The organism is Streptomyces pseudoechinosporeus, from assembly GCF_054783935.1.
This window is the reverse complement of sequence record NZ_BAAGPS010000032.1, coordinates 1-23,417: the sequence shown is the minus strand read 5'-3', so window position 1 is coordinate 23,417 and position 23,417 is coordinate 1. Positions and strand designations below refer to the sequence as shown.

At 69.2% G+C, this 23,417-nt stretch carries 25 protein-coding genes; 14 read left to right on the top strand and 11 right to left on the bottom strand.

The features are described from left to right. Window positions 1–37: 37 nt before the first annotated feature. Complete coding sequence (locus ACYVO6_RS30085; protein ID WP_461066633.1) at window positions 38–2,359, bottom strand: transglycosylase domain-containing protein; 2,322 nt, start codon at window positions 2,357–2,359, stop codon at window positions 38–40. Window positions 2,360–2,655: 296 nt separating this feature from the next. Between ACYVO6_RS30085 and ACYVO6_RS30080 the strand changes: the two genes are divergently transcribed. From ACYVO6_RS30080 to ACYVO6_RS30055, 6 genes are all read left to right on the top strand, one after another. Continuing rightward, window positions 2,656–3,588, top strand: coding sequence for an SPFH domain-containing protein (locus ACYVO6_RS30080; protein ID WP_461066631.1), 933 nt, complete (start codon window positions 2,656–2,658; stop codon window positions 3,586–3,588). Then, window positions 3,585–3,833, top strand: a complete 249-nt coding sequence (locus ACYVO6_RS30075; RefSeq protein ID WP_461066629.1) for a type II toxin-antitoxin system antitoxin — start codon at window positions 3,585–3,587, stop codon at window positions 3,831–3,833. Before ACYVO6_RS30080 ends, ACYVO6_RS30075 begins: the two co-directional genes overlap by 4 nt. A 134-nt stretch (window positions 3,834–3,967) precedes the next feature. Continuing rightward, window positions 3,968–4,492: a PadR family transcriptional regulator gene (locus ACYVO6_RS30070; RefSeq protein WP_033323585.1), complete on the top strand. Its 525-nt coding sequence runs from the start codon at window positions 3,968–3,970 to the stop codon at window positions 4,490–4,492. After that, a complete protein-coding gene (locus ACYVO6_RS30065) occupies window positions 4,489–5,175 on the top strand; it encodes an ABC transporter ATP-binding protein (RefSeq protein WP_461066626.1) in 687 nt (228 codons plus the stop codon). The genes ACYVO6_RS30070 and ACYVO6_RS30065 overlap by 4 nt, the downstream gene beginning before the upstream one ends. Beyond that, window positions 5,172–7,532: an ABC transporter permease gene (locus ACYVO6_RS30060; RefSeq protein WP_461066624.1), complete on the top strand. Its 2,361-nt coding sequence runs from the start codon at window positions 5,172–5,174 to the stop codon at window positions 7,530–7,532. Before ACYVO6_RS30065 ends, ACYVO6_RS30060 begins: the two co-directional genes overlap by 4 nt. Before the next feature lie 87 nt (window positions 7,533–7,619). After that, window positions 7,620–8,153 carry a carboxymuconolactone decarboxylase family protein gene (locus tag ACYVO6_RS30055; RefSeq protein ID WP_461066622.1) on the top strand — a complete coding sequence of 178 codons (534 nt, stop codon included), beginning with the start codon at window positions 7,620–7,622 and terminating at the stop codon, window positions 8,151–8,153. Between the two features lie 9 nt (window positions 8,154–8,162). Here ACYVO6_RS30055 and ACYVO6_RS30050 read toward each other — a convergent pair whose 3' ends face one another. The 4 genes from ACYVO6_RS30050 to ACYVO6_RS30035 form a co-directional block, all read right to left on the bottom strand. Further along, on the bottom strand, window positions 8,163–9,530 hold the full coding sequence (locus ACYVO6_RS30050) for an AI-2E family transporter (protein WP_461066620.1): 1,368 nt from the start codon (window positions 9,528–9,530) through the stop codon (window positions 8,163–8,165). A 125-nt stretch (window positions 9,531–9,655) separates the two neighbouring features. Then, on the bottom strand, window positions 9,656–10,360 hold the full coding sequence (locus tag ACYVO6_RS30045) for an aggregation-promoting factor C-terminal-like domain-containing protein (protein ID WP_461066618.1): 705 nt from the start codon (window positions 10,358–10,360) through the stop codon (window positions 9,656–9,658). A gap of 416 nt (window positions 10,361–10,776) precedes the next feature. Further along, window positions 10,777–12,102, bottom strand: coding sequence for a PhoH family protein (locus tag ACYVO6_RS30040; RefSeq protein WP_461066616.1), 1,326 nt, complete (start codon window positions 12,100–12,102; stop codon window positions 10,777–10,779). Between the two features lie 320 nt (window positions 12,103–12,422). Next, a complete protein-coding gene (locus ACYVO6_RS30035; protein WP_461066614.1) occupies window positions 12,423–13,196 on the bottom strand; it encodes an isoprenyl transferase in 774 nt (257 codons plus the stop codon). A gap of 853 nt (window positions 13,197–14,049) precedes the next feature. Here ACYVO6_RS30035 and ACYVO6_RS30030 point away from each other — a divergent pair. The 3 genes from ACYVO6_RS30030 (at window position 14,050) to ACYVO6_RS30020 (ending at window position 16,036) form a co-directional block, all read left to right on the top strand. Further along, window positions 14,050–14,385, top strand: coding sequence for a DUF192 domain-containing protein (locus ACYVO6_RS30030; RefSeq protein WP_461066612.1), 336 nt, complete (start codon window positions 14,050–14,052; stop codon window positions 14,383–14,385). Between the two features lie 79 nt (window positions 14,386–14,464). Further along, on the top strand, window positions 14,465–15,616 hold the full coding sequence (locus ACYVO6_RS30025) for a winged helix DNA-binding domain-containing protein (RefSeq protein WP_461066610.1): 1,152 nt from the start codon (window positions 14,465–14,467) through the stop codon (window positions 15,614–15,616). Between the two features lie 72 nt (window positions 15,617–15,688). Next, window positions 15,689–16,036, top strand: coding sequence for an ArsR/SmtB family transcription factor (locus ACYVO6_RS30020; protein WP_432949026.1), 348 nt, complete (start codon window positions 15,689–15,691; stop codon window positions 16,034–16,036). 9 nt (window positions 16,037–16,045) lie between these two features. Here ACYVO6_RS30020 and ACYVO6_RS30015 read toward each other — a convergent pair whose 3' ends face one another. Beyond that, on the bottom strand, window positions 16,046–16,822 hold the full coding sequence (locus tag ACYVO6_RS30015) for a class I SAM-dependent methyltransferase (RefSeq protein ID WP_461066608.1): 777 nt from the start codon (window positions 16,820–16,822) through the stop codon (window positions 16,046–16,048). A gap of 101 nt (window positions 16,823–16,923) precedes the next feature. Continuing rightward, a complete protein-coding gene (locus ACYVO6_RS30010; RefSeq protein WP_461066606.1) occupies window positions 16,924–17,796 on the bottom strand; it encodes an LLM class flavin-dependent oxidoreductase in 873 nt (290 codons plus the stop codon). A gap of 159 nt (window positions 17,797–17,955) precedes the next feature. Here ACYVO6_RS30010 and ACYVO6_RS30005 point away from each other — a divergent pair, with 159 nt between their 5' ends. The 3 genes from ACYVO6_RS30005 to ACYVO6_RS29995 are packed head-to-tail and all read left to right on the top strand — an operon-like array spanning window position 17,956 to window position 19,709. After that, window positions 17,956–18,246 carry a hypothetical protein gene (locus ACYVO6_RS30005; RefSeq protein ID WP_461066604.1) on the top strand — a complete coding sequence of 97 codons (291 nt, stop codon included), beginning with the start codon at window positions 17,956–17,958 and terminating at the stop codon, window positions 18,244–18,246. Then, the gene (locus tag ACYVO6_RS30000) at window positions 18,239–19,063 is read left to right on the top strand and encodes a DUF6879 family protein (protein WP_461066602.1); all 825 of its coding nucleotides are present in this window, start codon (window positions 18,239–18,241) and stop codon (window positions 19,061–19,063) included. Before ACYVO6_RS30005 ends, ACYVO6_RS30000 begins: the two co-directional genes overlap by 8 nt. After that, window positions 19,053–19,709, top strand: coding sequence for a DUF6082 family protein (locus ACYVO6_RS29995; RefSeq protein WP_461066600.1), 657 nt, complete (start codon window positions 19,053–19,055; stop codon window positions 19,707–19,709). The genes ACYVO6_RS30000 and ACYVO6_RS29995 overlap by 11 nt, the downstream gene beginning before the upstream one ends. A gap of 48 nt (window positions 19,710–19,757) precedes the next feature. Here the strand turns inward: ACYVO6_RS29995 and ACYVO6_RS29990 are convergent, their stop codons facing one another. From ACYVO6_RS29990 to ACYVO6_RS29975, 4 genes are all read right to left on the bottom strand, one after another. Beyond that, entirely contained in the window at window positions 19,758–20,096 is a 339-nt protein-coding gene (locus ACYVO6_RS29990) for a helix-turn-helix domain-containing protein (RefSeq protein WP_461066598.1), read from the bottom strand. Continuing rightward, window positions 20,093–20,932, bottom strand: a complete 840-nt coding sequence (locus tag ACYVO6_RS29985; RefSeq protein WP_461066596.1) for an ATP-binding protein — start codon at window positions 20,930–20,932, stop codon at window positions 20,093–20,095. Before ACYVO6_RS29985 ends, ACYVO6_RS29990 begins: the two co-directional genes overlap by 4 nt. Continuing rightward, a complete protein-coding gene (locus ACYVO6_RS29980) occupies window positions 20,932–21,159 on the bottom strand; it encodes a hypothetical protein (protein WP_461066594.1) in 228 nt (75 codons plus the stop codon). The genes ACYVO6_RS29985 and ACYVO6_RS29980 overlap by 1 nt, the downstream gene beginning before the upstream one ends. A gap of 142 nt (window positions 21,160–21,301) precedes the next feature. Beyond that, complete coding sequence (locus tag ACYVO6_RS29975; protein WP_461066592.1) at window positions 21,302–21,580, bottom strand: hypothetical protein; 279 nt, start codon at window positions 21,578–21,580, stop codon at window positions 21,302–21,304. A 132-nt stretch (window positions 21,581–21,712) separates the two neighbouring features. On the opposite strand from ACYVO6_RS29975, the gene ACYVO6_RS29970 reads away from it, so the two are divergent. Together ACYVO6_RS29970 and ACYVO6_RS29965 are read left to right on the top strand one after the other, a co-directional pair. Beyond that, window positions 21,713–22,471, top strand: coding sequence for a GntR family transcriptional regulator (locus ACYVO6_RS29970; protein WP_461066855.1), 759 nt, complete (start codon window positions 21,713–21,715; stop codon window positions 22,469–22,471). A 97-nt stretch (window positions 22,472–22,568) separates the two neighbouring features. Continuing rightward, window positions 22,569–23,087 (top strand): hypothetical protein, encoded by a 519-nt coding sequence (locus tag ACYVO6_RS29965; protein WP_461066590.1) that lies wholly within the window; start codon window positions 22,569–22,571, stop codon window positions 23,085–23,087. The last annotated feature ends 330 nt before the right edge of the window (window positions 23,088–23,417 follow it).

Genomic DNA, 23,417 nt, shown 5'->3' with positions numbered 1-23,417 from the left:
AGAAGCCCGCGCCCCTCGAGGGGCGCGGGCTTCTGTCTCACTGCTGCGGGTCCACCGGGCCCGTATCCGCGTCGCCGTCGCCGCCGCCGTTCCCACCCTCTGGTGGCTCGATCGGGTCCGTCGTCGGCTCCTCCGTGGGCTCCTCCGTCGTCGGCTCCTCTGTCGGCTCCTCCGTCGTCGGCTCCTCCGTGGGCTCCTCCCTCGTCGGCTCCTCCCGGGTCGGGGGCTCCCTCGTGGGCTCCTGCGTCGTCGGCTCCTCCGTCGGCTCCTGTGTCGGCGGCGGGGTGAACGTCGGCTGGACGCCCGAGCCCTGCTCGGTGTCCAGGTCGAACTTGCTGACGTCGCCCATGGCGTTGAAGGTGTACGCCGCCCAGATCTGAGCGGGGTAACTACCACCGGCGACCCGGCCCTTGCCCGGCAGGAGGCCGGTGGCGCCCTGCAGCGAGACCTGGGCGCGGGTCTTCGCATCCTCGCCGAACATGCCGACCGAGGTGACCAGGTTCGGTGTGTAGCCGGTGAACCAGGCCGACTTGTTGTTGTCGGACGTACCCGTCTTGCCCGCGACCTGCTGGCCGTCGCGGGCCGGGTTGTCGCGCACCGAGGTCCGGGCCGTACCGTCGTCGACCACGCCAGTGAGTACCGAGGTGACCGTGTCAGCGGCCTCGCGGCTGATGACCTCGTCGCCGATCGCCTCCGGGATCTCGACCGTACGGTCCTTGTGTTCGACCGCCTTGATCAGGGCGGGGGTGACCTTCTTGCCGTGGTTGGCGAGGGTCGCGTACGCCCCGGCCATCTCCATCGGGCTCGCGCCCATCGAGCCGAGGGTCTGCGCGGGCACGGCCTGCAGGCCCTCGGTGTCCATGCCGAGATCGCCCGCGGTCTTCATGACCTGGTCCATGCCGACGTCGACGCCCATCTGCGCGAAGACGGAGTTGATGGACTTGTTCATCGCCGTCTGCACGGTGACGTCGCCGTAGTCGACGTCGTCCTCGTTCGGCGGTGAGAACCCGACCTTCTTGCCGTTGTCCCTGACGGGGCGTTTGCTGGTGCCGTCGTAGATGGTGTCCGCCGTGATCGGAATGCCGTCCTGCGTCTCGGCCTCCTCCTCCACGGCTGCGGCGAGGATCACGGGCTTGAAGGTGGAGGCGGGCTGGTAGTCGCGGCGGGTCGCGTTGTTCGTGAAGTGCTTGAGGTAATCGATGCCTCCGTACAGCGCGACGACCCTGCCCGTCTTCGGGTCGACGGAGACGGCTCCGGCCTGCACATTGGCGTCGACCTTGCGCTTCTTGGCGTCAAGCTTGCTGGTGAGCTGCGTCTTGACGGCCTTCTCGAGCTGCGCCTGCTTCTTCTTGTCGATGTTCAGCGTGATGGTCCAGCCGCCCGCGTCGACCATCGCCTTGGCCTCGTCCGCGTCGGTGGCCGTGCCCTGGGCGATGAGCTGCTTCTGCAGCGCCCTGTTGGCAGCGTCCCACAGATAGCCGTTCTGCCCCTCCAGGCCCGGCGCGCCCTTCGGCTCCTTGGGGACGGGGAACTTCATGTCGTCGCGCTTGGCGGAGTCGAGCCAGTTCTCCTCGACCATGTTGTTCAGGACGTACTCCCAGCGCTGCTGGACGAGTTCCTTGCCCGTGTCCGTAGCCTCCGCCCAGTCGTACTGGCTCGGGGCCTGCAACACCGCGGCGAGATAAGCGCCCTGTTCCACCGTCAGTTTGCTGGCGTCGACGCGGTAGTACGCCTGGGCCGCGGCCTGGATGCCGTACGCGCCGCGTCCGTAGTAGCTGGTGTTGATGTAGCCCGCGAGGATGTCGTCCTTGGACGTCGTGCGGTCCACCTTCAGCGAGATGACCAGTTCCTTGAACTTGCGTGTGACGGTCTGGTCCTGGTTGAGGTAGTAGTTCTTGACGTACTGCTGGGTGATCGTCGAACCACCCTGCTTGCCTTTGCCGGAAAGGGTGTTGAGCAGACCGCGGGCCGTGCCCTTGAAGTCGACGCCGGCGTCCTTGTAGAAGGACTTGTTCTCGGCCGCGACGAAGGTCCGCTGGACGGCCTTGGGGACCTCGGCGAGGTCCACGATCTCTCGATTGACCTCGCCCGTGCGGGCCATGATCGTGCCGTCGCTGTACTGGTAGACGTTGCTCTGTTGCTGCGCCGCCGCCGCGGCCGCGCTGCCCTTGGGCACGTCGATGACCAGATACATCACGACGAAGGCGGCCATACCGAGCAGGCAGAGGCCGAAGAACGAGCCCAGGACCTTCTTCCAGGTGAAGAACCGGCGTATACCGCTGCCCTCGGCGGAGCGCTTCGGGGCAGCGCGGCGGCGGCCCCCGCCCTGCCGCGCCCGTCTCTCTTCCGCTCTTCCCATGGGTCCGATCCGCTCCGCTTCGCCTTCAGTGTCCGTTCAACTCACGCGTCACACAGGTTCGCCATTCAAGTCAGCTCAGCAAACTAACACCACGCGTTGTGACATAGGACGGCCGATCCGGTCTTTTCCGGACGTGACAATCAGCACCCGTCCCTAGGAATCGACGGCCGAGAGGGTTGGAAGGTTGCTGCGACGGGGTAAAGTGATATCACTTAGATAGAACGAAGCTAGACGCCAAGCCCAGCAGCCGCACCCAGCGGCAGCACACAGCAGCACTACGAAACGGGGGACCACCCATGTCCACGGAAGACTCCACGGCCACCGCCGACGTACCCGAGATGCCCGCCCCGCGCGTGCGGGAGTTCGCCGCGCACAGCATCGGCGGCGGACTCGCGCTGCTGCTCGGACTGCTCGGACTACTCCTCGGGATCGGGCTGATCATCGCCGGGGCGGTGCTGAGCGGCGGTGCCAAGGCGGCACTGATCGTCCTCGGCATTCTGATCGCTCTCGCGGCCTTCGTCGCCATGTGCGGACTGAACATGGTGGCGCCGGGCGAGGCCCGCGTCGTCCAGCTCTTCGGCCGCTACCGGGGCACGATCCGCGAGGACGGACTGCGCTGGGTCAACCCGCTGACCTCGCGCACGAAGATATCGACGCGCGTACGCAACCACGAGACCGCCGTCCTCAAGGTCAACGACGCCTACGGCAACCCGATCGAGCTCGCAGCGGTCGTGGTGTGGAAGGTCGAGGACACCGCACAAGCCTCCTTCGAGGTGGACGACTTCCTGGAGTTCGTCGCCACGCAGACGGAGGCGGCGGTGCGGCACATCGCGATCGAATACCCCTATGACGCGCACGACGAGGAGGGCCTGTCGCTGCGCGGCAACGCGGAGGAGATCACCGAGAAGCTCGCCGTCGAACTGCACGCGCGCGTGGAGGCCGCCGGGGTGCAGATCATCGAGTCACGCTTCACGCACCTCGCGTACGCGCCCGAGATCGCCTCGGCGATGCTCCAGCGGCAGCAGGCCGGGGCGGTTGTGGCGGCGCGGCGGCAGATCGTGGACGGAGCGGTCGGCATGGTCGAGGCCGCGCTCGCCCGTATCACCGAGCAGGACATCGTCGAGCTGGACTCCGAGCGTAAGGCGGCGATGGTGTCGAACCTGATGGTGGTCCTGTGCGGCGACCGGGCGGCCCAGCCGGTCCTGAACACCGGGTCCCTCTACCAGTGACGGCTCCCTCCGAGGGCCCCGCCCCCAAGCGACGGCCGCAGCAGCGCAAGCAGGTGCTGCTGCGGCTGGACCCGCTCGTCTACGAGGCGCTGGCACGCTGGGCCGGCGACGAACTCCGTTCCGCCAACGCCCAGATCGAGTTCCTGCTGCGGCGGGCTCTCGCGGAGTCGGGCCGCCTGCCCGGCGGGGCGGGACCGATCGCCCGCAGAGGGCGCCCGCCCGCCGCCGAAGAACCTGAGGAGTAGGCGCCCCACCCCGGCCCCGACCCGCGTAGCAGAACCGTGACAATCGGCCCCGACCTGCGCTCCCGTACGCCCCGCCGCCGTCTCTACACACCGCGTATACATGACGTGTATACGCGGTGTGTAGAGTGCTCCGCATGTCCATCGGTCACACCCTTCTGGGGCTCCTGGAGTCGGGACCGCGTCACGGTTACGACCTGAAGCGGGCCTTCGACGAGAAGTTCGGTCACGACCGGCCGCTGCACTACGGCCAGGTCTACTCGACGATGTCGCGGCTGTTGAAGAACGGCCTCGTGGAGGTCGACGGCGTAGAGGCGGGCGGCGGGCCCGAGCGGAAGCGGTACGCGATCACCGAGGCGGGCGTCACCGACGTCCAGCGGTGGCTCGCGACGCCGGAGAAGCCGGAGCCGTACCTCCAGTCGACCCTCTACACCAAGGTCGTCCTCGCGCTGCTCACACACCGGAACGCGGCCGAGATCCTCGACGCGCAGCGCTCCGAGCATCTGCGCATGATGCGGATCCTCACCGACCGCAAGCGCAAGGGCGATCTCGCCGACCAGCTGATCTGCGACCACGCGCTCTTCCACCTCGAGGCCGACCTGCGGTGGCTGGAACTCACCGCCGCCCGCCTCGAAAAGCTCGCCGAGGCGGTGATCCGATGACCCCCGAAGGTTCCCTGCTCGCCGCCGTCGACCTGCGGAAGACGTACGGCCCGACCACCGCGCTCGACGGCGCGGAGTTCTCCATCCACCCCGGCGAGATCGTCGCGGTGATGGGCCCGTCCGGCTCCGGCAAGTCGACCCTGCTGCACTGTCTCGCCGGCATCGTGACGCCCGACTCGGGCTCGATCACGTACAACGGCCGCGAGATGGCGACGATGAACGACGCACAGCGCAGCGCGCTCCGGCGCTCGGAGTTCGGCTTCGTCTTCCAGTTCGGCCAGCTCGTACCGGAGTTGACCTGCGTGGAGAACGTCGCCCTGCCGCTGCGCCTGAACGGCAGCAACCGCAAGTCGGCCGAGCGCACCGCCCTGGCCTGGATGGAGCGCCTGGAGGTCGACGACCTGAAGGGCAAGCGGCCCGGCGAGGTCTCCGGCGGCCAGGGGCAGCGCGTCGCCGTCGCCCGCGCGCTGGTCACCAGCCCGCGCGTACTGTTCGCCGACGAGCCCACCGGCGCGCTCGACTCCCTCAACGGCGAGCGCGTGATGGACCTGCTCACGGACGCCGCCCGGTCCGCCAACGCCGCCGTCGTCCTGGTCACGCACGAGGCGCGGGTCGCCGCGTACTCGGACCGCGAGATCGTCGTACGGGACGGGAAGTCCCGGGACATGGAGCGCATCGTATGAGGATGCGTCAGTGGTCGCGTGACCTGGGCATGGGCTTCAAGTTCGCGTTCACCGGCGGGCGTGAGGGCTGGGGGCGCGTTCTGCTCACCGCCGTCGGTGTCGGCCTGGGAGTGGCGCTGCTGCTGCTCACCACGGCGATCCCGAACGCGATGCAGGCCCGGAGCGACCGCGAGTACGCCCGCATGGACTTCACGTTCAGCGGCGAAAGCATTCCCCGGGCCGACAACACCCTGCTCGTCGCCAGGGTCGACACGGAGTACCGCGAAAAGAACGTCCGCGGGCGGCAGTTGGAGCCCGAGGGGTCCGGGGCGCCGTTGCCACCAGGGCTGGGGAAGTTCCCGGCACCGGGCGAGATGGTGGTCTCCCCGGCGCTGGAGGAGCTGCTGAAGTCACAGGACGGCAAGCTGCTGCGCGAGCGGCTGCCGTACCGCGTCACCGGCACCATCGGTGAGAGCGGACTGATCGGCTCGGCCGAACTCGCCTTCTACACGGGCGCCGACGGGCTCGCCCCGAAGGCCGACGGCATCACGGTCGGGCGCATCGACGCCTTCCAGCCCGAGCGGGCGTCGCCGGAGCGGCTGGACCCCGTCCTCCTCCTGCTGGTCCTCGTGGTCTTCGTGGTGCTGCTGATGCCGGTCGGCGTATTCATCGCCGCGGCCGTGCGCTTCGGCGGGGAACGGCGCGACCGCAGGCTCGCCGCGCTGCGCCTGGTCGGCTCCGACAGCCGGATGACCCGGCGGATCGCCGCGGGCGAGGCCCTTGCGGGAGCGCTGCTCGGGCTGGTCTTCGGCACGGGGTTCTTCCTGATCGGCCGTCAGGTTGCGGGTTCCGTCGAGCTCTACGACATCAGCGTCTTTCCGAGCTACCTCAACCCGACGCCCGCCCTCGCCCTGCTGGTCGCGATCACCGTCCCGGCCGCCGCGGTCGCGGTCACGCTGCTCGCGCTGCGCGGAGTCGTCATCGAGCCGCTCGGCGTGGTGCGCACGGCCCGGCCCGCGCGGCGCCGGCTGTGGTGGCGGCTGCTGCTGCCGCTGGGCGGACTCGCGCTGCTCTACCCGATGGTCGGACAGGGCCGGGACAACGGCGACTTCAACCAGTACATGGTGACCGCCGGTGTCGTCCTGCTGCTGGTCGGCGTCACCGCGCTGCTGCCCTGGATCGTGGAGGCGGTCGTCGCGCGGCTCGGCTCCGGCTCGGTCGCGTGGCAACTCGCCGTCCGCCGACTGCAGTTGAGCAGCGGTACGGCGGCCCGCATGGTCAACGGCATCGCGGTGGCGGTGGCCGGCGCGATCGCCCTGCAGATGCTGTTCTCCGGGGTCACCAGCGACTACACGAAGGACTCGGGCAAGGACCTCTCACGCGCCCAGATGTCGGTTCGCGTACCGAGCGACGTCCCGCTCGCCGAGGCCGACCGGCAGTTGAAGCAGACCAAGGGCGTACGGCACACGCTCGCGCTGTCCGACGGTTCGGTGGGCGACCAGAGGAAGGATCCGGAAAACGCCGCGAACCTGACCGTCGGCGACTGCGCGGCACTGCGCGAGGTGGCCAAGCTGCCCTCGTGCCGCGACGGTGACGTCTTCGCCCTGCCGACCCCCGTGTACGACACGGCCGGGCCGCAGCCTCAGGACGAAACGGCCACGCCGCAGTTGGGCAAGCCCGGCCGGAAGCTCTACATCGACCCGTCCTACAGCGGTTCCCCCAGGAGCAAGGAGGTCGTCTGGACGGTGCCCCAGGGCATCAAGGAGGCCACGGAGGGCAAGGACCCGACGGGTTGGGCGCGCGAGGGCTTGCTGGCCACCCCGGGCGCCCTGCCCGCGAAGGCCGCGCCGACCCTCACCGGCGGGGTCTACGTCGGGCTCGACTCGTCGGTGCCGGACGCCCGCGAGTACGTACGGAACACGGCGGCGCGGCTCGACCCGCTCACGGAGTCCACGACGTGGAGCGCGAGCGAGCAGTCCGGGCGCTTCACCTCCATCCGTACCGGCCTGTTCGTCGGCGCGGCCTGCGTCCTGCTCCTGATCGGCGCGAGTCTGCTCGTCTCCCAGCTGGAGCAGCTGCGCGAGCGCAAGAGGCTCCTGTCCGCCCTGGTCGCCTTCGGCACCCGGCGCAGCACACTGAGCCTGTCGGTGCTGTGGCAGACCGCGATCCCCGTCGCACTCGGCCTGGCCCTCGCCTCGGCAGTGGGCCTGACCCTCGGTGCGGTCCTGCTGAAGATGACGAGCACCCCGGTACGCGTCGACTGGTCGAGCCTGCTGGCGATGACGGGTATCGGCGCGGGAGTCGTCCTCGTGGTGACCGTCCTCAGCCTGCCGCCCCTGCTGCGGCTGATGCGGCCGGAGGGGCTGCGCACGGAGTAGAACAGAGGGCTCCGCACCCTGGACCCCCGCTCCTCGAACGCCGGAGGGGCTGAATGAAAATCAGCCCCTCCGGCATAGTGTTGCCGCATGGCTCTCGAGGCACTGAAGTCCGCGATTCCCGACTACGCCAAGGATCTGCGGCGGAACCTCGAATCCGTGATCGGCGACAGCGAGCTGCCCCAGCAGCGGCTGTGGGGCACGGTGCTGGCCTGCGCGATCGCCGCGCGCTCGCCCCGTGTGCTGCGTGAGCTGGCTCAGGAGGCCACCGCGAAGCTCTCTCCCGAGGCGTGTACGGCCGCCAAGTCCGCCGCCGCGGCCATGGCGATGACCAACGTCTTCCACCGCACACGGCATCTGCTCTCCGACCCGGAGTACCAGAACCTGCGGGCCGGTCTGCGTACGAACGTCCTCGGCCACCCAGGGGTCGACAGGACGGACCACGAGTTCTGGTGCCTCGCCGTGTCCGCCGTCAACGGCTGCGGCGACTGCCTCGACTCCCACGAGCGGGCGCTCCGCAGAGCGGGAGTCGACCGCGAGACGATCCAGGAGGCGTTCAAGATCGCGGCAGTGATCCAGGCGGTGGCGGTCACGCTGGACGCGGAGGCAGTGCTGGCGGAGTAACCCCGAGGGCTACTCCGCCCGCGGCGTCTCCGAAGGCGGCGCCTCCACCGGAGCGGGAGCCGGAAGCGGAGTCGGCGGCGGACCCGCCCCCGGTGCCGCGTCCGTCGACGTGGCACCGTGCGGCGCCGGAGAGTGCCGTAGAGAAGCCTCGCGGGAGTGCGCGCGCAGATAGCCGACCACCGTGTTCGTCACGGCGACCAGCGGCACCGCCACCACCGCGCCGCCGATCCCCGCGACCAGGCCGCCCGCCGCGACCGCCAGCACCACCGCGAGGGGATGGACGCGGACCGCGCGGCCCAGGATGAAGGGCTGGAGGATGTGGCCCTCGATCTGCTGGACGGCCAGGACGACGACCAGGGTCATGACCGCCGTGAAGACGCCCTGCGTCACCAGCGCGACCACCACCGCCAGCGCCCCCGACACGACCGCGCCCACGAGCGGGATGAACGCGAACAGGAAGATGAACACCGCGAGCGGAACGGCCATCGGGACGTCGAGGAAGAAGATGCCGAGGCCGATGAACACGGCGTCGATCAAGGCCACCAGCACCGTGCCGCGGACGTAGGCGGTAAGAGTCCGCCACGCGCGCGGACCCGCGCCCGCGACGCCGGGACGGGCGGCGGCCGGGACGAGCTTGAGCGACCACTGCCAGATGCGCTTGCCGTCGTAGAGCAGGAACAGCGTCGAGAACATCGTCAGGAGGATGCCGGTCAGCGCCTCGACGATGACCGTCACGCCTTCCAGGCCTGCGGACGTGATCTCGTCGGTGTTCGCGCTGATCGCCTCACGCAGGTTCTTGGCGATGTCGTTGATCTGGTCCTCGGTGACATGGAACGGGCTGTTGAGCAGCCAGCGGCGCAGCTCGTCGATGCCGTCCTGGATCTCGTCGGAGAGGTTGTCGATGTTCTCCATGACCTGCCAGGTCACGAACCACCCGATGAGCCCCATGATGACGAAGCCGAGGATCGCGGTGAGCGCGGTGGCGAGCCCGCGCGGCATCCCGTACCGCTGCAACCGGGCCACCGTGGGCTGGAGCAGCGCGGTGATGAGCAGCGCGGCCACGAAGGCGAGGACGACGAGCTGTACGGCGCTGATGACCCGCATCAGCACCCAGACGGTGCCCGCGAGTACGAGCAGCCGCCAGCCGGCCTCGGCGGCGACCCGCATCCCCCACGGCACGGCCGCCGCGGGATCGGGGCGGGGTGGGGCGACAGCAGGGGCGTACGGAGGCGGGGGCGGTACGTGATCGGGAGCGGGGGCCTCGGAGTCCTCCTGGACGTCCTTCTCGGCCTCGGCGCGACGCCGCTCCTCCAACCGCTCTCCCATGCGGGTGAACCCGGCACCGACCCGGCCGAGCCACCCTGGCACTCGCGACATGATCCGTCCTCTTCCCCCTGAGCCGCTCACCACTCCCCCCTGGAGTTCTCGGCTCCGACCGTACATGCCGGGAGCCCCTCACCGAAGGACGGTGAAGGGCTCCGCGAGGTTGAGCGACTAGCGGGTCAGTACCAGTTGTTGGCCTGCCAGAATTCCCAGGCCCCGCACGGGCTGCCGTACCGGTCTTCCATGTAGTTGAGACCCCACTTGATCTGGGTGGCCGGATTGGTCGCCCAGTCGGCGCCGGCCGAGGACATCTTGGAACCCGGCAGCGCCTGCATGAGGCCATAGGCGTCGGAGGTGGGGTTGTCGGCCCGGTGGTTCCAGTCGGACTCGTGGTCGACGATGGCGCTGAAGCACTGGAACTGGCCCGCGGGGACCATCTGCCGCGCAATCGCCTGGATGTCCGCGACGGAGTACGACTTCTGGGGCGCGAAGCTGGACGGGTCACGCGTCTCGGAGCGGCTGGCGGCCTCCTGCCTGGCCTTCTCGCGCTCCTTCGCCTCCTGCGCGGCCTTCTCGGCCGCCTTCTGCTTGGCGACCGCGTCCTGGGCGGCCTTCTTGCGCGCGGCTGCCTCGGCGTCCTTCTTGGCGGTCGCGTCCGCCGCGATGGCCTGAGAGTCTGCCTGCTGCGTCAGGGACGCGGTCTGCACCTGGGCCTGCTGGCCCGCGGGTATGTCCGCGAGAAGCATCGAGTCGCCCGCGAGCGCCTCGGCGTCGTCCGACGAGGTCTGCACGGTATTACCCGAGGCAACACCGACGACACAGCCGACAGTGGTGACCGCGGTGGCCGAGGCCACTGCGAATCCCCGGACCGAAATCCGGCTCACACGGTTTCCTTCCAGCATCGCCCGCCGCGGTGACCCTGGCGGACGCAATCGTGCCCCTGACGCTGGCCTCCCAACTGCGGGGTCACGGGAGGCACGGGCCCGGTGGGCAACTCCCTTGCGGGGAGCGCCGCGAGGTGCGCGGGCGGCATACGACGACTGTATGGAGTTCTGGGGTTCTGCTGTGGTGCCGTACCGCTGGGGGTACCGGTGTGTCGTATGCGGGGCCTGACAGGAGTGAGACTCTGCCGTAACCCGACGGCGAGAGGCAATTCTGTGCCACGTGTGAAAGCTCACACCTTGTTTGGCCCAGGAGATTCCGGAAAGCCGCACACGCCGAGGCGCCGCCCAACTAGGCTCAGTGCCTTTGCTGGACGGCGCCAACTAGCGCGTAACCGCTATGAAGTTGAGCACTTCGGTCAGACCTGCCCGTCCTCCAGCATTTCCGTCACCAGTGCCGCAATCTGGGACCTCTCGGACCGGGTGAGGGTCACGTGCGCGAAGAGCGGATGACCCTTCAGCTTCTCGATGACGGCCACGACTCCGTCGTACCGGCCGACCCTGAGATTGTCCCGTTGGGCCACGTCATGGGTCAGAACGACCCGTGAATTCGCGCCGATTCGGGACAGAACGGTCAACAGAACGTTCCGCTCCAGGGATTGGGCCTCGTCCACGATCACGAACGCGTCGTGGAGAGAACGGCCACGGATGTGCGTGAGCGGCAGGACCTCCAGCATGCCGCGCGCGGTGACCTCTTCGATGACCTCGCGCGAGGTGACCGCCGACAGGGTGTCGAAGACCGCCTGCGCCCAAGGGCTCATCTTCTCGGACTCGGAGCCCGGCAGATAGCCGAGCTCCTGCCCGCCCACCGCGTACAACGGCCGGAAGACCATCACCTTCTGGTGCTGACGGCGTTCGAGCACGGCCTCCAGTCCCGCGCACAGCGCCAGCGCCGACTTGCCGGTGCCGGCCCGGCCGCCCATCGACACGATACCCACGTCCTGGTCGAGCAGCAGATCCAGCGCTATACGCTGCTCCGCGCTGCGCCCCTTGATACCGAAGGCCTCCCGGTCGCCGCGTACGAGACGGACGTTGCCCTCGGGCGTCACGCGTCCCAGGGCCTTGCCGCGCTCGGACTGGATCGTCAGGCCTGTGTGCACCGGGTACTCGGACGCCTCGGGGACGTACAGGCTCTCCTGGTCGAAGAGGAGGTCCACCTGCTCGCCGGCGAGCGTCAGGTCGGACATTCCGGTCCAGCCGGAGGAGCCCGTGATGGCGAGCTCCGCGCGATACTCCTCGGCGAGGAGCCCCACGGACGAGGCTTTGATCCTCAGCGGCAGGTCCTTCGACACCACCGTGACATCGAACCCCTCGGCCTGCAGATTGCGGGCGACCGCGAGGATGCGGGAGTCGTTGTCCCCCAGGCGGTAGCCGCTGGGCAGCACGCTGGGGTCCGAGTGATTGAGCTCGACACGTACGGTCCCGCCCATCTCCCCTGTGGGGATGGGGGCATCGAGACGGCCGTACTTCACCCGGTAGTCGTCGAGCAGGCGCAGGGCCTGCCGGGCGAAGTAACCGAGTTCGGGATGGTGCCGCTTGGCCTCCAATTCCGTGACCACCACGATCGGAAGCACGACTTCATGCTCGTCGAAGCGGTTCAGGGCGTGCGGGTCGGCCAGCAGGACGCTGGTGTCGAGAACATAGGTGCGCCGGTCTGGCATACGGCGCTTTGTGCTGGTCACCACGGAAGGACGTACCCCCTCGGATGAGGTCGGGGAGCGACGGAGGAGTTCTGGACCGGTCTCGGGCACCGATGCACGGGCCGAGAACCGGCCCTCCGCTTCGTCCGTACTGACCGCACGGTCGGGCTGGTGCAAAGGGCCTCCCGGGCGGACGGCCCCGTGCCGTCCGCTGAGATACGACACCCGTGGTTCGGGTGTCGACCTGGAGGGCTTATGCCCTGGATGAGGCGCGGCCATGCCACGGCATGTGACGGCGAGCGCGTTAACTCCAGATGACATACGTCACTGAGTACGCCCTGAAGAGGCCCTTTGCTCGCGGAGGCTTAGCCTCCGTAGCGGCGGTGTCGCGCCGCATAGTCACGCAGGGCACGCAGGAAGTCGACCTTTCGGAAGGCCGGCCAGAAGACCTCGCAGAAGTAGTACTCGGAGTGCGCGGTCTGCCAGAGCATGAATCCGGACAGCCGCTGTTCGCCGCTGGTACGGATCACCAGGTCGGGGTCGGGCTGGTCGCTGGTGTAGAGGTGCTTGCCGATCATGTCGACGTCGATGTTCTCGGCGAGCTGCTCCATGGAGGTGCCCTTGTCCGCGTGGTCGAGAAGCATCGAGCGGACGGCATCGGCGATCTCCTGACGGCCGCCGTAGCCGATGGCGACGTTCACCACTATCCCGTCGACGTGGGCCGTGGACTGCTCAGCCTCCTTGAGGGCGGTCTGCACATGCGAGGGCAGGAGGTCCGGCGTACCGACGTGGTGGACGCGCCAGCGGCCGTCGGCTGCGAGGGTGCGGACGACGTTCTCGATGATCCCGAACAGCGGGACCAGTTCTTCCTGAGGGCGGTCGAAGTTGTCCGTGGACAGCAGCCAGAGGGTGACGACCTCGACGTCGGTCTCGGAGCACCAGCCGAGGAACTCCTCGATCTTGTCCGCGCCGGCACGGTGCCCCTGGGCCGTGGTGCTGCCGGCCGCCTTCGCCCAGCGCCGGTTGCCGTCCATGATGACCCCGATGTGCTTGGGCACCTGGTCGTGGTCGAGGTGGACTTCCACCCTGCGTGCGTAGACCCTGAGCAGCAAGCGCCGCAGGTTGTCGCGCAGGTTCACGTTATTAGTCAGCCCCTCCGTGCAGATGGCGATCCCCCGAGGGCGACACCCTACCGCTGCGGGGGGTTCGGGGCCCCTTGGGGTGCAAGGCCTTCGCGGGGGCGAGGGGTGGTTTTTCGCCCCCGCCGCCCTTACCCATTCCCATCATGCGGGGCTTCGCCCCAGAGCCCCACCAGGGGCTGCGCCCCAGGCCCCTTCGGGGCTTCGCCCCGGACCCCTTTTCGGGGGCCAGCCCCCGGACCCCCGCTCCTCAAAACGCCGGAGAGGCTGTTTTTCCGCGGCCTGGGCTGAAGTTGCCCAGCCATGCAGCCCAGGCCCGCATCAACCAGCCCGTCTGGGGGCACCTCCCAGCGGTAGCTGGGGAGTTTGAGGACGAGGCCGCCAGGCCGATACGGGGGTCCAGGGGGCGGAGCCCCTTGGCGGGGTCTGGGGGGCGGAGCCCCTTGGCGGGGTCTGGGGCGGAGCCCCAGAAGGATGGGACGGGTAGGGGCGGCGGGGGCGGAAACACCCGCCCCCAGGAGCGCACAAAAAAACGGGCCGGTCCGTGGGGGGGAGACGGACCGGCCCGAGGGGGGGTTTCCACCATAACCCTTCGTAAGTGCTGCTGCGTGCATCGGCGTGAGATAACTACTCTCCGAAACCGTCCGGCAACGCCGGGGTGGGTGCGGAGACGTTAATTCAGGTGCCGATCATGGCTGAATCACAACGGAATCCAAGGAGAACAAGGGGGATGAGGAGGAATTCAGCGGTTTCTGACCGCTTGTGGGACCTTCGGTGACATGTTCCCGGGGGTACTCCACAAGGGTGACCCAACCACCCACGCCCGCTTGACGCCGTCGCTAACTTCGCAGCCATGGCCACCCTCACAATCCCGGAGACACCGGAGCCCATCCCGCTGGAGCTCGCCGAGTCGGCCCGGGCCAGGCGCCGCGGGCTGCTCGGGCGAGACGGGATCGAGGGTGCGCTGCTCCTGACTCCGGCGAGCGCGGTGCACACGGTGAGGATGCGGTTCGCGATCGATGTCGCCTACCTGGACCGGAAGTTACGGGTCCTGGCGGTGCGGACGATGCGTCCGGGCCGGGTCGGGCTACCCAGGTTCCGGGCCCGGCACGTGCTGGAGGCCGAGGCCGGCGCGATGGAGCGGTGGGGCCTGCGGCCCGGGGTGCGAGTCACCGTACGGGACTTCTGAGCGGACCTTCCACGTCCCGCCCACGTGCAGCGCCCCAGGAGGACAGGATCTGACCTCATTCGGCTCTAACGTCGCCACCATGACATCGAGGATCACATGGGACGAGGCAAGCGCACGGCGCTATGAGCGACAACTGCTGCGTACGCCCGCGCCGCCCGGCACACCGGCCGCCGAGGTCGTCGGCACACTGCTCGCCGCCCACGCACAGGTCCTGTCGGCGGCCGAGCTCTCGGTGGGCCTGCGACTCGACGGCGCGACCCGGCAGGACGTACGCGCGGCCCTGTGGGACGACCGCAGCGTGGTGAAGACGTACGGCCCGCGCGGCACGATCCACCTCCTCGCGTCCGCCGAACTCCCCTTCTGGAGCGCCGCGTTGACCGCGATCCCCGAGGGCCCGAGCCCGTTCCCGCCGGATGTGCGGATGACGCCCGCGCAGGAGGACGAGGTGGTCACCGCGATCGGTGACGCCCTGGACGGGAAGCAGCTGACCATCGATGAGCTGACCGAGGAGGTCGTCGCGCGCACCGGGCCCTGGGCCGGTGACCTGGTGATGGAGGCGTTCCAGGGCAAGTGGCCGCGCTGGCGCCAGGTGATGCACCGGGCGGGCCAGTCCGGCGCCCTGTGCTTCGCCCCCAATCGCGGCCGCAAGGCCACATACACCCGCCCGCCGCACTTCGAGCCGCTGCCCGCGGAGGAGGCCCTCGCCACACTCGTACGCCACTATCTGCGCGCGTACGGCCCGGCGACCCCTCAGCATTTCGCCAAGTGGGTTGCCGGGCCGAAGAGTTGGGCCGCCGATCTCTTCGCCTCCCTGGCCTCCTCCGGCGGGATCGAGGAGGTCGACTTCGAAGGGGCGCCCGCCTGGGTCGTGGCGGGCGACACCGGCTTCCCCTCGGAGGGCGTACGCGGGGTGCGCCTGCTGCCGTACTTCGACGCGTACGCCATCGCCGCGCAGCCACGGGAGCGGATGTTCCCCTCAGCCGCGTACCAGCGGGCCCTGGCGGGCGGCCAGGCGGGGAACTATCCCGTGCTGCTCGTCGACGGCGTGGTCGCCGGGGTCTGGCACCAGCGGCGGCAGGGGAAGCGAACGACAGTGACGGTGGAGCCCCTGGGGCGGCTGAGCGGGGCGCAGGAGCGGGAGCTGAGGGAGCAGGTGGAACGGGTGGGTGAAGTCCTTGAGGCCAAGCCGGAGTTGGTGGTGGGGAAGGTGACCGCCGGCCCGCACGCATAAGCCGGTAACCCGCCTGCCGACCGGTTGCGGCCGTTTCGGCTGCTTGTCCGGCCCCGTCGATACCATGGCGTCATGGGCCACGGAGTCGATGAGAAGAGCACCCGCGAACGTCTGGACGCCGTCGGCGCCGTGGACGTCGCCGCCACGCTCCAGGCCCTGGCCACGCCATCGCGCCTGCGCATACTGGCCCGCCTCCAGGAGGGCCCGTGCGCGGTCGGCGAGCTCGCGGAGGCGGCGGGGCTCGAGCAGTCGGCCTGTTCGCATCAGCTCCGGCTGCTGCGGAACCTCGGGCTCGTCACGGGTGAGCGGCGCGGGCGGTCGATCGTGTACGCGCTGTACGACCACCATGTCGCGGAGCTGCTGGACCAGGCGTTGCATCACGTGGAGCACCTGCGGCTGGGCTTGCGGGACGAGACCTGAGCCCCCGGCTCACGGCTTGCGGGCCTCGATGAGGTGGCGGGCGCTGTGGGCCACGAACGGGCCTTCCGCCTCGATCCGTTCGTGCAAGGTGCGCAGCCGGTCCCGGTACTGGTCGACGGTGAAGCCGGGGACCATCCACACCACCTTGCGCAGGAAGTGCACGACGGCGCCGATGTCGTAGAACTCCATCCGCAGCCGTTCCGCCCGCAGGTCGACGATCTCGAGCCCGGCTGCCTCGGCGTCGGCGCGTTCGTGGTCGGGGTGGCGGTCGGCGCTCTGCCCCTCCGGTTGCGGACCGAGGAAGTACTCGACCACTTCGTAGGCGCTCCTCGGACCCACGTGCTGAGCGAAGTACGTGCCGCCCGGCCTGAGGACGCGCGCGATCTCGGCCCACTGCGGGCCGACCGGGTGCCGGCTCGTGACCAGGTCGAACGCCTCGTCCGCGAACGGCAGCGGGGCGTCCTCCGGTGACGCGACGACGACCACGCCGCGCTGGCGGAGGAGGGCGGTGGCCTTGGCGACGTTCGGGGGCCAGCCTTCGGTGGCGACGGTGAGGGGCGGGAGTCGGTCCGCCGTGTTGAGGACTTCGCCGCCGCCGGTCTGGATGTCGAGCGCGGCTTCGGCCTTCGCCAGCCGCTCCCCCATCGCCCGCGCGTATCCCCACGAGGGCCGCGCCTCGGTGGCCCTGCCCTCGAACCACGAGAAGTCCCAGCCTTCGGTGGGGGCGGCTTCGGCTTCGGCGACGAGTTCTTCGAAGGTGGCGGGTGATTGGGCTGACTGGCTCATGGAGCTGATCGTGGCAGCCGGTCGTCCCGGCTCGCGACTGGATTTCTCCGGCCACGGCCACAGGACTCCCCCACGGCTCGGCTCGTGGCTGCCCTACGGCCCTACGGAACGAGTGGCCGTACCTCCTCCGCCACGAACCGGACGAAGCCCTCGGGGTCCGGTTCATCGGCGGTGGGCTGGAGGATCACGGAGTCGGCTCCGGCGTCGATCAGGCGGTGCACGGCCTTGGCGACCGTGTCGGCGTCGCCGGCGACGCCGAGGCCGGGGATCTTGTCCTCACCCTCGGCGGTCTGTTCGGCCTTGAGGCGGGCGACGGCGTCCGGTCCGGTGGTGGTGAGGAGGTAGACGACAATGCGGTGGGGCTCGGTACGTCCGGCTGCCGCGCGGCCCTCGTCGAGGAGCGCCCGGGCCTGTCGTACGCCGTCGGGTGGGGTGGAGGCGGTGAGCAGCGTGCCGTCGGCCGCCTCGCCGGAGAGGCGCAGCGAACGGGGGCCGGTGACGCCGGCCAGGACCTCGGGCGCGGTGGGCGGGGGCCAGTCGAGCGCGACGTCGTCCAGCTTCACGTACCGCCCGTCGGTGGTGACGCGCTCGCCGCGCAGCAGGGCCCGTAGCGCGTCGAGATACTCGCGGAGCAACGTGACCGGTGACTCGGCCCGCGCCCCGACCTGCCCCATCCAGTCCTGCACCCCGTGCCCGACGGTCAGCGTGAAGCGACCGGGGAACAGGCGGTCGAGGGTGGCGGTCTCCATGGCGGTGATGGCGACGTTCCGCAGGGGCACGGGCAGCAGCCCGATCCCGACCCGCAGCCGCTCGGTCCAGGCGAGTGCGGCGGACGCGGTGGCGATCCCGCTCTCCAGGAAACAGTCCTCCCAGAGCCAGAGCTCTTCGAGGCCCGCCGCATCGGCGGTACGGGCCACGTCTCGTAGCTTTTCGGGCGGCAGTTGGGGACGGAACACGGCACCGAGAGCAGTCATGTGCTCTTCCTAACCCGAGGTCCCGACCTGAACAACTGCTTTTGCGTCGTGCCGGCGTGGCGCAATCGCCCCGTTGCCGCCCCCACTCCCGCTTGTTAGCGTCACGCGCGCCCGCATGATCAACTCTCGTGCCCTACAAGGGAGATGGAGATGAGAACGATGGGAACAGGACGACCGGCACAACAGCGCCCGTGGGAAGCCGACTTCGGGGCCGGGTTCGCCCGGCGGCTGGGGCAGTCCCCGCAGGAGCTCGGACTGACCAGCGCCACCGAAAGCTGCCCGGATATATGGGAGTTGGGCAGCGGTGACTTCGCGGTGATAGGTCGCGAGGGGACCGCCGCGTACGAGGACCGCTTGCCTGAAGGGGTGTCCGTAGCCCCCAACGAGCGCCTCGTCATCGTGCCGCGCAAGACCCTCGTCTCGGCGAAGCGGGACATCCCCGATGCCTGACGTACCGCCGACGCCTGAAGTACCACCCGAATCCGAATCCGCACGCTTCCCGGGTATCCACGCACTGGCGGGTCGCGGTACGCCCCTGTCCCGCGACGACTACCTCGCGCACTTCCGCGAGGAGTACTCACACAGCCCGCTCATCGACAAACTGGAGGTCCGCCAGGACTTCCGCGAGCCGGGATACGCCCCCTGGGAGGCAGCCCAACGCGGTGACTGGTCCGAGGCCTTGAGCCTGGCCGAGTCGGAACGCCCCGCGCTGGCACGCCAGTACGAGCAAGCTCAGGCCCGTGGCGCCCGACTGCGCCGGGTGCGATTCGTCGAACTCCCGCCCTCGGACTACCTGTTGTGGGAGATGAGTATCCTGCGGCTACGGGCCGAGCTGGGTGAGGAGATCCGCGTACACGTGATGGAGCACGGTCGGGGAGTCGCGCGTACCGAACAGGTCTACGTCGAACAGCCTGCGGTCGACCGGAGCGGCAGCAGGCCGGCCGACTCAGCCTCCGCCACCACCTCCGACGCCCGGTTCGTCGGCGGCCAGGCCGTGGACGGCCTGCCCGGCCTCCAACACCCCCCCCCAGCGCATATGCCGGAACTCGTCGTCCTCGGGACGACCGCTCTGTACGAGTTGCGGTACACGCCTGAGGGAGACCTCGACGGCGCGGTACGCCACACCGGTCGCGAACTGATCGGAGCCTGCCGCCGGGACATCGAGCAGCTCCTCGCCGAGGGTGAGGAGCTGCTCTCCTTCCACAACCGGGTGACCGCGCCACTGCTGGCCGTCCGGGCCGGAAGGGACGCGCGCCATGAGCAGTAACTCCGGCGCCCCCGACCGCCCCACGAACGGACGTCGTCGCGCGCTGAGCACCCCCGCCGTCCGTATCGCCCTCTCGGTCCTGGCGATAGCCGCCTCCGCCGCCCTCGTCCTCCTCTCCCCCTTTGTCCTACGCGCCTACGGCCCCGACGGCTCCGACAGCGACTGGCAGCGCGTCGGCAATGTGGCCCAGGCGTACGGGGCGGTCTCCGCGTTGATCGCCGGGCTCGCGCTCGCGGGTGTGGGCGCCTCGCTCGTGTTCCAGGCCCGGGAGAGCAAGGCGAACCGCGAACAGGGCATGCGCACCGCCCACACCGAACTGATGCGGATGGCGATGACGGACCCGTCCCTGATGGCGTGCTGGGGCAGACTCGACGCGAACACCTCCGAGGAGGCCCGGCGCCAGCACCTCTACCTGAACCTCGTCGTCTCCCACTGGGAGATGATGTTCGAACTGGGCGCACTGAGCGAGGGTCACTTGCGGCAGGGCGCCGACAGCATCTTCACGACGGTCCCGGCTCGTAGGTTCTGGGCGGGATCTCGAGAGTTCCGCCGCGAGGCCGCGAGCACACGGCGGGCCCGGCGATTTCATCAGCTGGTGGATGAGCGGTATGTGGCGGCGACGAGTCCCGAGTCCGGGACCGAGTGATCCCGGCCCGATCCCGCGTCCGCCGGCTCGAACGTGTGCCGCCGCGACCTATGCGGCTCGTTCGCCGAACGCCACCGTGTTGTGCCCGTCCGACACCAGGTGGACGTCCACGGTGACTTGGAGTGCCACCGCCAGCCTGACGAGGAGGTCGGCGGTAACGGGCAGCATCCCGCCCAGTTCGACCGCCTCCACTTCGTCGGCGGTCATCCCAAGTCGCTCACCCAGCACCGACTGCGAGAGCCCCAAGGCCGTACGCCGGTCGTACACGAGCTGCCCCAGATCATGCGCCAACCGAATCTGCTCACGCTCGGCCACGACCTCCGGGGGCTCGGTGTATCCCTCGGCGACCTTGCGTTCGCGCGCCAGCCTCCAGCGGGTGTGATTCACAGTTCCTCCCGGAAATCGCGCGTGAAGTCGTCGTGCGCGGGATCGTGCTCTATGTCGACCTCGGCCCAGACAGTGAAGCGACCGCCAGTCTGCCGCTGCCCCCAACGGGTGGCCAGCGCATCGATGATCAGCAGCCCACGTCCGGACTCCTGCTCCAGCTCCACTGCCTCCGGCATGAACACATGGCCCGTTCCCTCATCGGTCAGGCTCACGGTGACAGTCCCGGCGGTAAAGGACAGGGCCACGGTGACGGACTGACTGTGGCTGTGTTCCAGCGCGTTCGCGGCGAGTTCACCGGTGATGGCCTCCAGAGTCTCCACCGCTCCCGGGAGCAGTTCCCAAGACCGGGCTACACCCCGGACGTAGCGGCGGGCAGCTCCGGCCGAGGCGAGATCGCCGCCGGTGAGCACGAGCACGCCCATCGCCTGCGGGGTGGTGCCGCAGTCGTTCAACGCACCGTGAACGATCTCGATGAACTGCGAGCACTCGGCCCGCCCTGGCCCGCGCTCACCCCAGCCCCTCTCATCCGGCGGCACCTCTTGGGCGAGGGCAAGACGGCCACCGCGGCTTTCGGCGATGAGCAGGACATCACTCAGTGCGTCGGTCAACTGAGCTGTCAGCAGGGCCAGTTCCTCCGGCCCGACGCCGGGTGCGTCCAGTGAGTGCCGAACGCGGTCGAGCAGTTGGCCCGCGAGCCCGAGCTGTACGGCCTCGACACGGTCCGCGTGCCGTGACAGCACTCCCGTCCCCGTGCCGTCGCCGAGCAGGTAGCAACGCTTGCCGTCGGTGCCGTTCCAGGGCAGGAGGCGTACGCGCCGGTGGTTGCCGTCGTCCATTACGCCGCCTCCAGCCGGCTGTGGATGTCTCGGGTATCGAGGTCGATGCCGTACGTGGCGCACCAGAGCGTGTCGCGACGCAGCCGCTGGAGCCGGGCCTTCTCGTCACGCTCGTACGCCGTGAGGTACGGGCGGACGAGCGGGGTGGCCGCGCCGTCGATGGGCTCGTGCCAGGTTCGTACGGTCGCGGCGACGGCAGGGCGAGGCGACTTGGAACGGGGCGTCACCGGGGCTGTGGATCTTGCCAGTCGCCTCGGCGCCATGACACAGACCCGGCGCGCTGCGGGCACCACAAGGCGGTGTTTCCCTCGCGGGGCGAAGAAGACTCGGATGCGGTCGAGTGCGTAGGCGATCACATGGAGCACGTGGTCAACTCCGTTTCGATGAGCTGGTGTTGGATTTCTGGGCCGCGCCACCGCCATCGACCTCAGCCCAGACGGTCGCGCCGCGCTCCGTCACGTCATGGCCATAGCGGTCGGCGTCAGCGAGTGCCGCGAGCAAGGAACGTCGACAGACGTCGGTGAGCCGCGCAGGGAGGGTGATGCTGACGCGAATCCGGTCGGCGAACTCTTCGGCGTACGCCTGATGTCCTGTCAGCGCGGTGAGCCTGGCGGCCAGTGCAACCGCTTGTGACTTTGCAGAGCACACGAAGAAGCCCCCGTAATGGCGCGAGCGCGGAGAGTAGTTCTACTGCACCAGCTTCTACCTGGTGCAGTAGCTTTGTCAATGTCACTGGGACGATCCGTCATCGACTACCGCCGAGGAACCGGAGAGCTGCTCATGCCGCGTGAGGCGCCCTACCTTGAAGTGGCCAACTCGCTGCGCGCACGGGTCCTTTCAGGCGAGTGGGCGGTCGGGGCGCGGCTACCCTCCAGGGCGCAGCTCGCCGAGGAATACGGCGTCGGCCGCAACGTCACACACAAAGCCATGGACCTGCTGATCATCGAGGGCCTCCTTGAAGGCCGCGCAGGCTCAGGCACCTACATTCGCAAGCCGCGCGAGCGGATGCGGATGGTCCGCTCGCGGCGCAGGGAGCGCCGGGGCGGGTCCCCCTTCCGCTCCGACATGAAGGCACGGGGCAAAGACGGGACCTGGGAGTCACACAGCCAGGCTCGAGTGCCCGCCCCCGAACCCATCGCCGAGCGGCTTGCCATCAGCCCCGGAGATCCGTGCGTACACACACGCTACGAGTTCATGGCCGACGGGCAGCCCGTCCAACTCTCCGAATCCTGGGAGCCGATGGCGATCACGGACGGAACGCCGATCGTCCTGCCCGAGATGGGACCCCTCGCCGGGATGGGCGTGGTCGAGCGCATGCGATCCATCGGCGTGGAGATCGAAACCGCAGTTGAACTGCCGCGCCCCGCCCGCGCCACCCAGACACAGGCGAACCTGCTCGGAATCAGCGTGGGTGAGCTGCTACTTGAGATCGAGCGGACCTACTACGACACCGATGGACGGCCCGTGGAGACGGCGGACATCACCATTCCCGACGTTCGCTGGGAAGTGGCCTACGAGTTCGGGATCGACCAGGCTTAGCGGAGCGGAGTGCGGTTGGTCACCTAGCGCAGCCCGGCTCATGGCAAGGGATCAACTCAGTGGACGTCCGAGCAGGTCAGGTGACACGCTCCACCGCGTGACCGCCCTTCGCTCCCTGGCCGAGTTCGGCTCCACCGCAGCCATCGGACCGTTGCGTTGCGGAGCGACTCTCAACGAGATCGCGGCGACGCTCGGACCGCCGTGGGACATCGGTCGGGTGAGCAAGCGGCGGCGTTGGCCCCATCTGTTCTCCTATGGAGACGCCGAGTTCTGCGTCTGTCGCTGCCGCCGCATCACGTTGATCAGCGTGCAGACTTGGCGAGATGCCATCGAGCTTCCCGTCTCGGGAACGACGACATTCGCCACGTTCGCCGGGCCCCTCACCCACCATCAAGTTACGGCGGAGCTCGACGCAGTCGGTTGCCGCCTGACTCCCGTGACACTCCACCAACCGCCCGGACAGCTCGCCCTGCAGGCCGAGGCGACAGGCGTCACTTTCACCTTCCGGACCGAGGCCGACTCCGCGCCCCTCCTGAAGGGTGCCGGCCACTGGATCACAAGCCACGAGTGCACACCCCCGGCAACCGACGCTCCAGATGACGGCTTCGGCGCGTGATCGAACCCGGCTCGGCCGGTCGACTGATGAAGTGCAACGTTCCCGGAGCCTGACACTCGACTCCGGGGAGGCCATCGAGCTCCGCTCTCCCGACGCGCAGGCGATCATCGAGTCGCTCTCCGGTGCCGGGGTGCAGGTGGTGTCGGCGTAGACCCGAATAGACCGGCAGAGCGCCCTCTCGACGTCTACCGTAGGGCGAGGAGGCCTGATGAGCAGCGGATACCACATCAGGTGGAAGGTCCCGTCCGAGCACCGCGAGGACCCCGCATACCGCGCCGCGGGACGGCGGATGGACTTCGCCCAGGCGGTCTACGACCGGCGCTCGGCGTT

Bases quoted from the DNA above. Each gene is read 5' to 3' on its own strand.
- ACYVO6_RS30010 (WP_461066606.1), bottom strand. From the start codon at position 17,796: ATGACTGCTCTCGGTGCCGTGTTCCGTCCCCAACTGCCGCCCGAAAAG.
- ACYVO6_RS30070 (WP_033323585.1), top strand. From the start codon at position 3,968: ATGTCCATCGGTCACACCCTTCTGGGGCTCCTGGAGTCGGGACCGCGT.
- ACYVO6_RS30055 (WP_461066622.1), top strand. From the start codon at position 7,620: ATGGCTCTCGAGGCACTGAAGTCCGCGATTCCCGACTACGCCAAGGAT.
- ACYVO6_RS30025 (WP_461066610.1), top strand. From the start codon at position 14,465: ATGACATCGAGGATCACATGGGACGAGGCAAGCGCACGGCGCTATGAG.
- ACYVO6_RS30030 (WP_461066612.1), top strand. From the start codon at position 14,050: ATGGCCACCCTCACAATCCCGGAGACACCGGAGCCCATCCCGCTGGAG.
- ACYVO6_RS30000 (WP_461066602.1), top strand. From the start codon at position 18,239: ATGCCTGACGTACCGCCGACGCCTGAAGTACCACCCGAATCCGAATCC.
- ACYVO6_RS29995 (WP_461066600.1), top strand. From the start codon at position 19,053: ATGAGCAGTAACTCCGGCGCCCCCGACCGCCCCACGAACGGACGTCGT.
- ACYVO6_RS29985 (WP_461066596.1), bottom strand. From the start codon at position 20,932: ATGGACGACGGCAACCACCGGCGCGTACGCCTCCTGCCCTGGAACGGC.
- ACYVO6_RS30020 (WP_432949026.1), top strand. From the start codon at position 15,689: ATGGGCCACGGAGTCGATGAGAAGAGCACCCGCGAACGTCTGGACGCC.
- ACYVO6_RS30005 (WP_461066604.1), top strand. From the start codon at position 17,956: ATGGGAACAGGACGACCGGCACAACAGCGCCCGTGGGAAGCCGACTTC.
- ACYVO6_RS30060 (WP_461066624.1), top strand. From the start codon at position 5,172: ATGAGGATGCGTCAGTGGTCGCGTGACCTGGGCATGGGCTTCAAGTTC.
- ACYVO6_RS30015 (WP_461066608.1), bottom strand. From the start codon at position 16,822: ATGAGCCAGTCAGCCCAATCACCCGCCACCTTCGAAGAACTCGTCGCC.
- ACYVO6_RS29970 (WP_461066855.1), top strand. From the start codon at position 21,713: ATGCCGCGTGAGGCGCCCTACCTTGAAGTGGCCAACTCGCTGCGCGCA.
- ACYVO6_RS30050 (WP_461066620.1), bottom strand. From the start codon at position 9,530: ATGTCGCGAGTGCCAGGGTGGCTCGGCCGGGTCGGTGCCGGGTTCACC.
- ACYVO6_RS30085 (WP_461066633.1), bottom strand. From the start codon at position 2,359: ATGGGAAGAGCGGAAGAGAGACGGGCGCGGCAGGGCGGGGGCCGCCGC.
- ACYVO6_RS30080 (WP_461066631.1), top strand. From the start codon at position 2,656: ATGTCCACGGAAGACTCCACGGCCACCGCCGACGTACCCGAGATGCCC.
- ACYVO6_RS30065 (WP_461066626.1), top strand. From the start codon at position 4,489: ATGACCCCCGAAGGTTCCCTGCTCGCCGCCGTCGACCTGCGGAAGACG.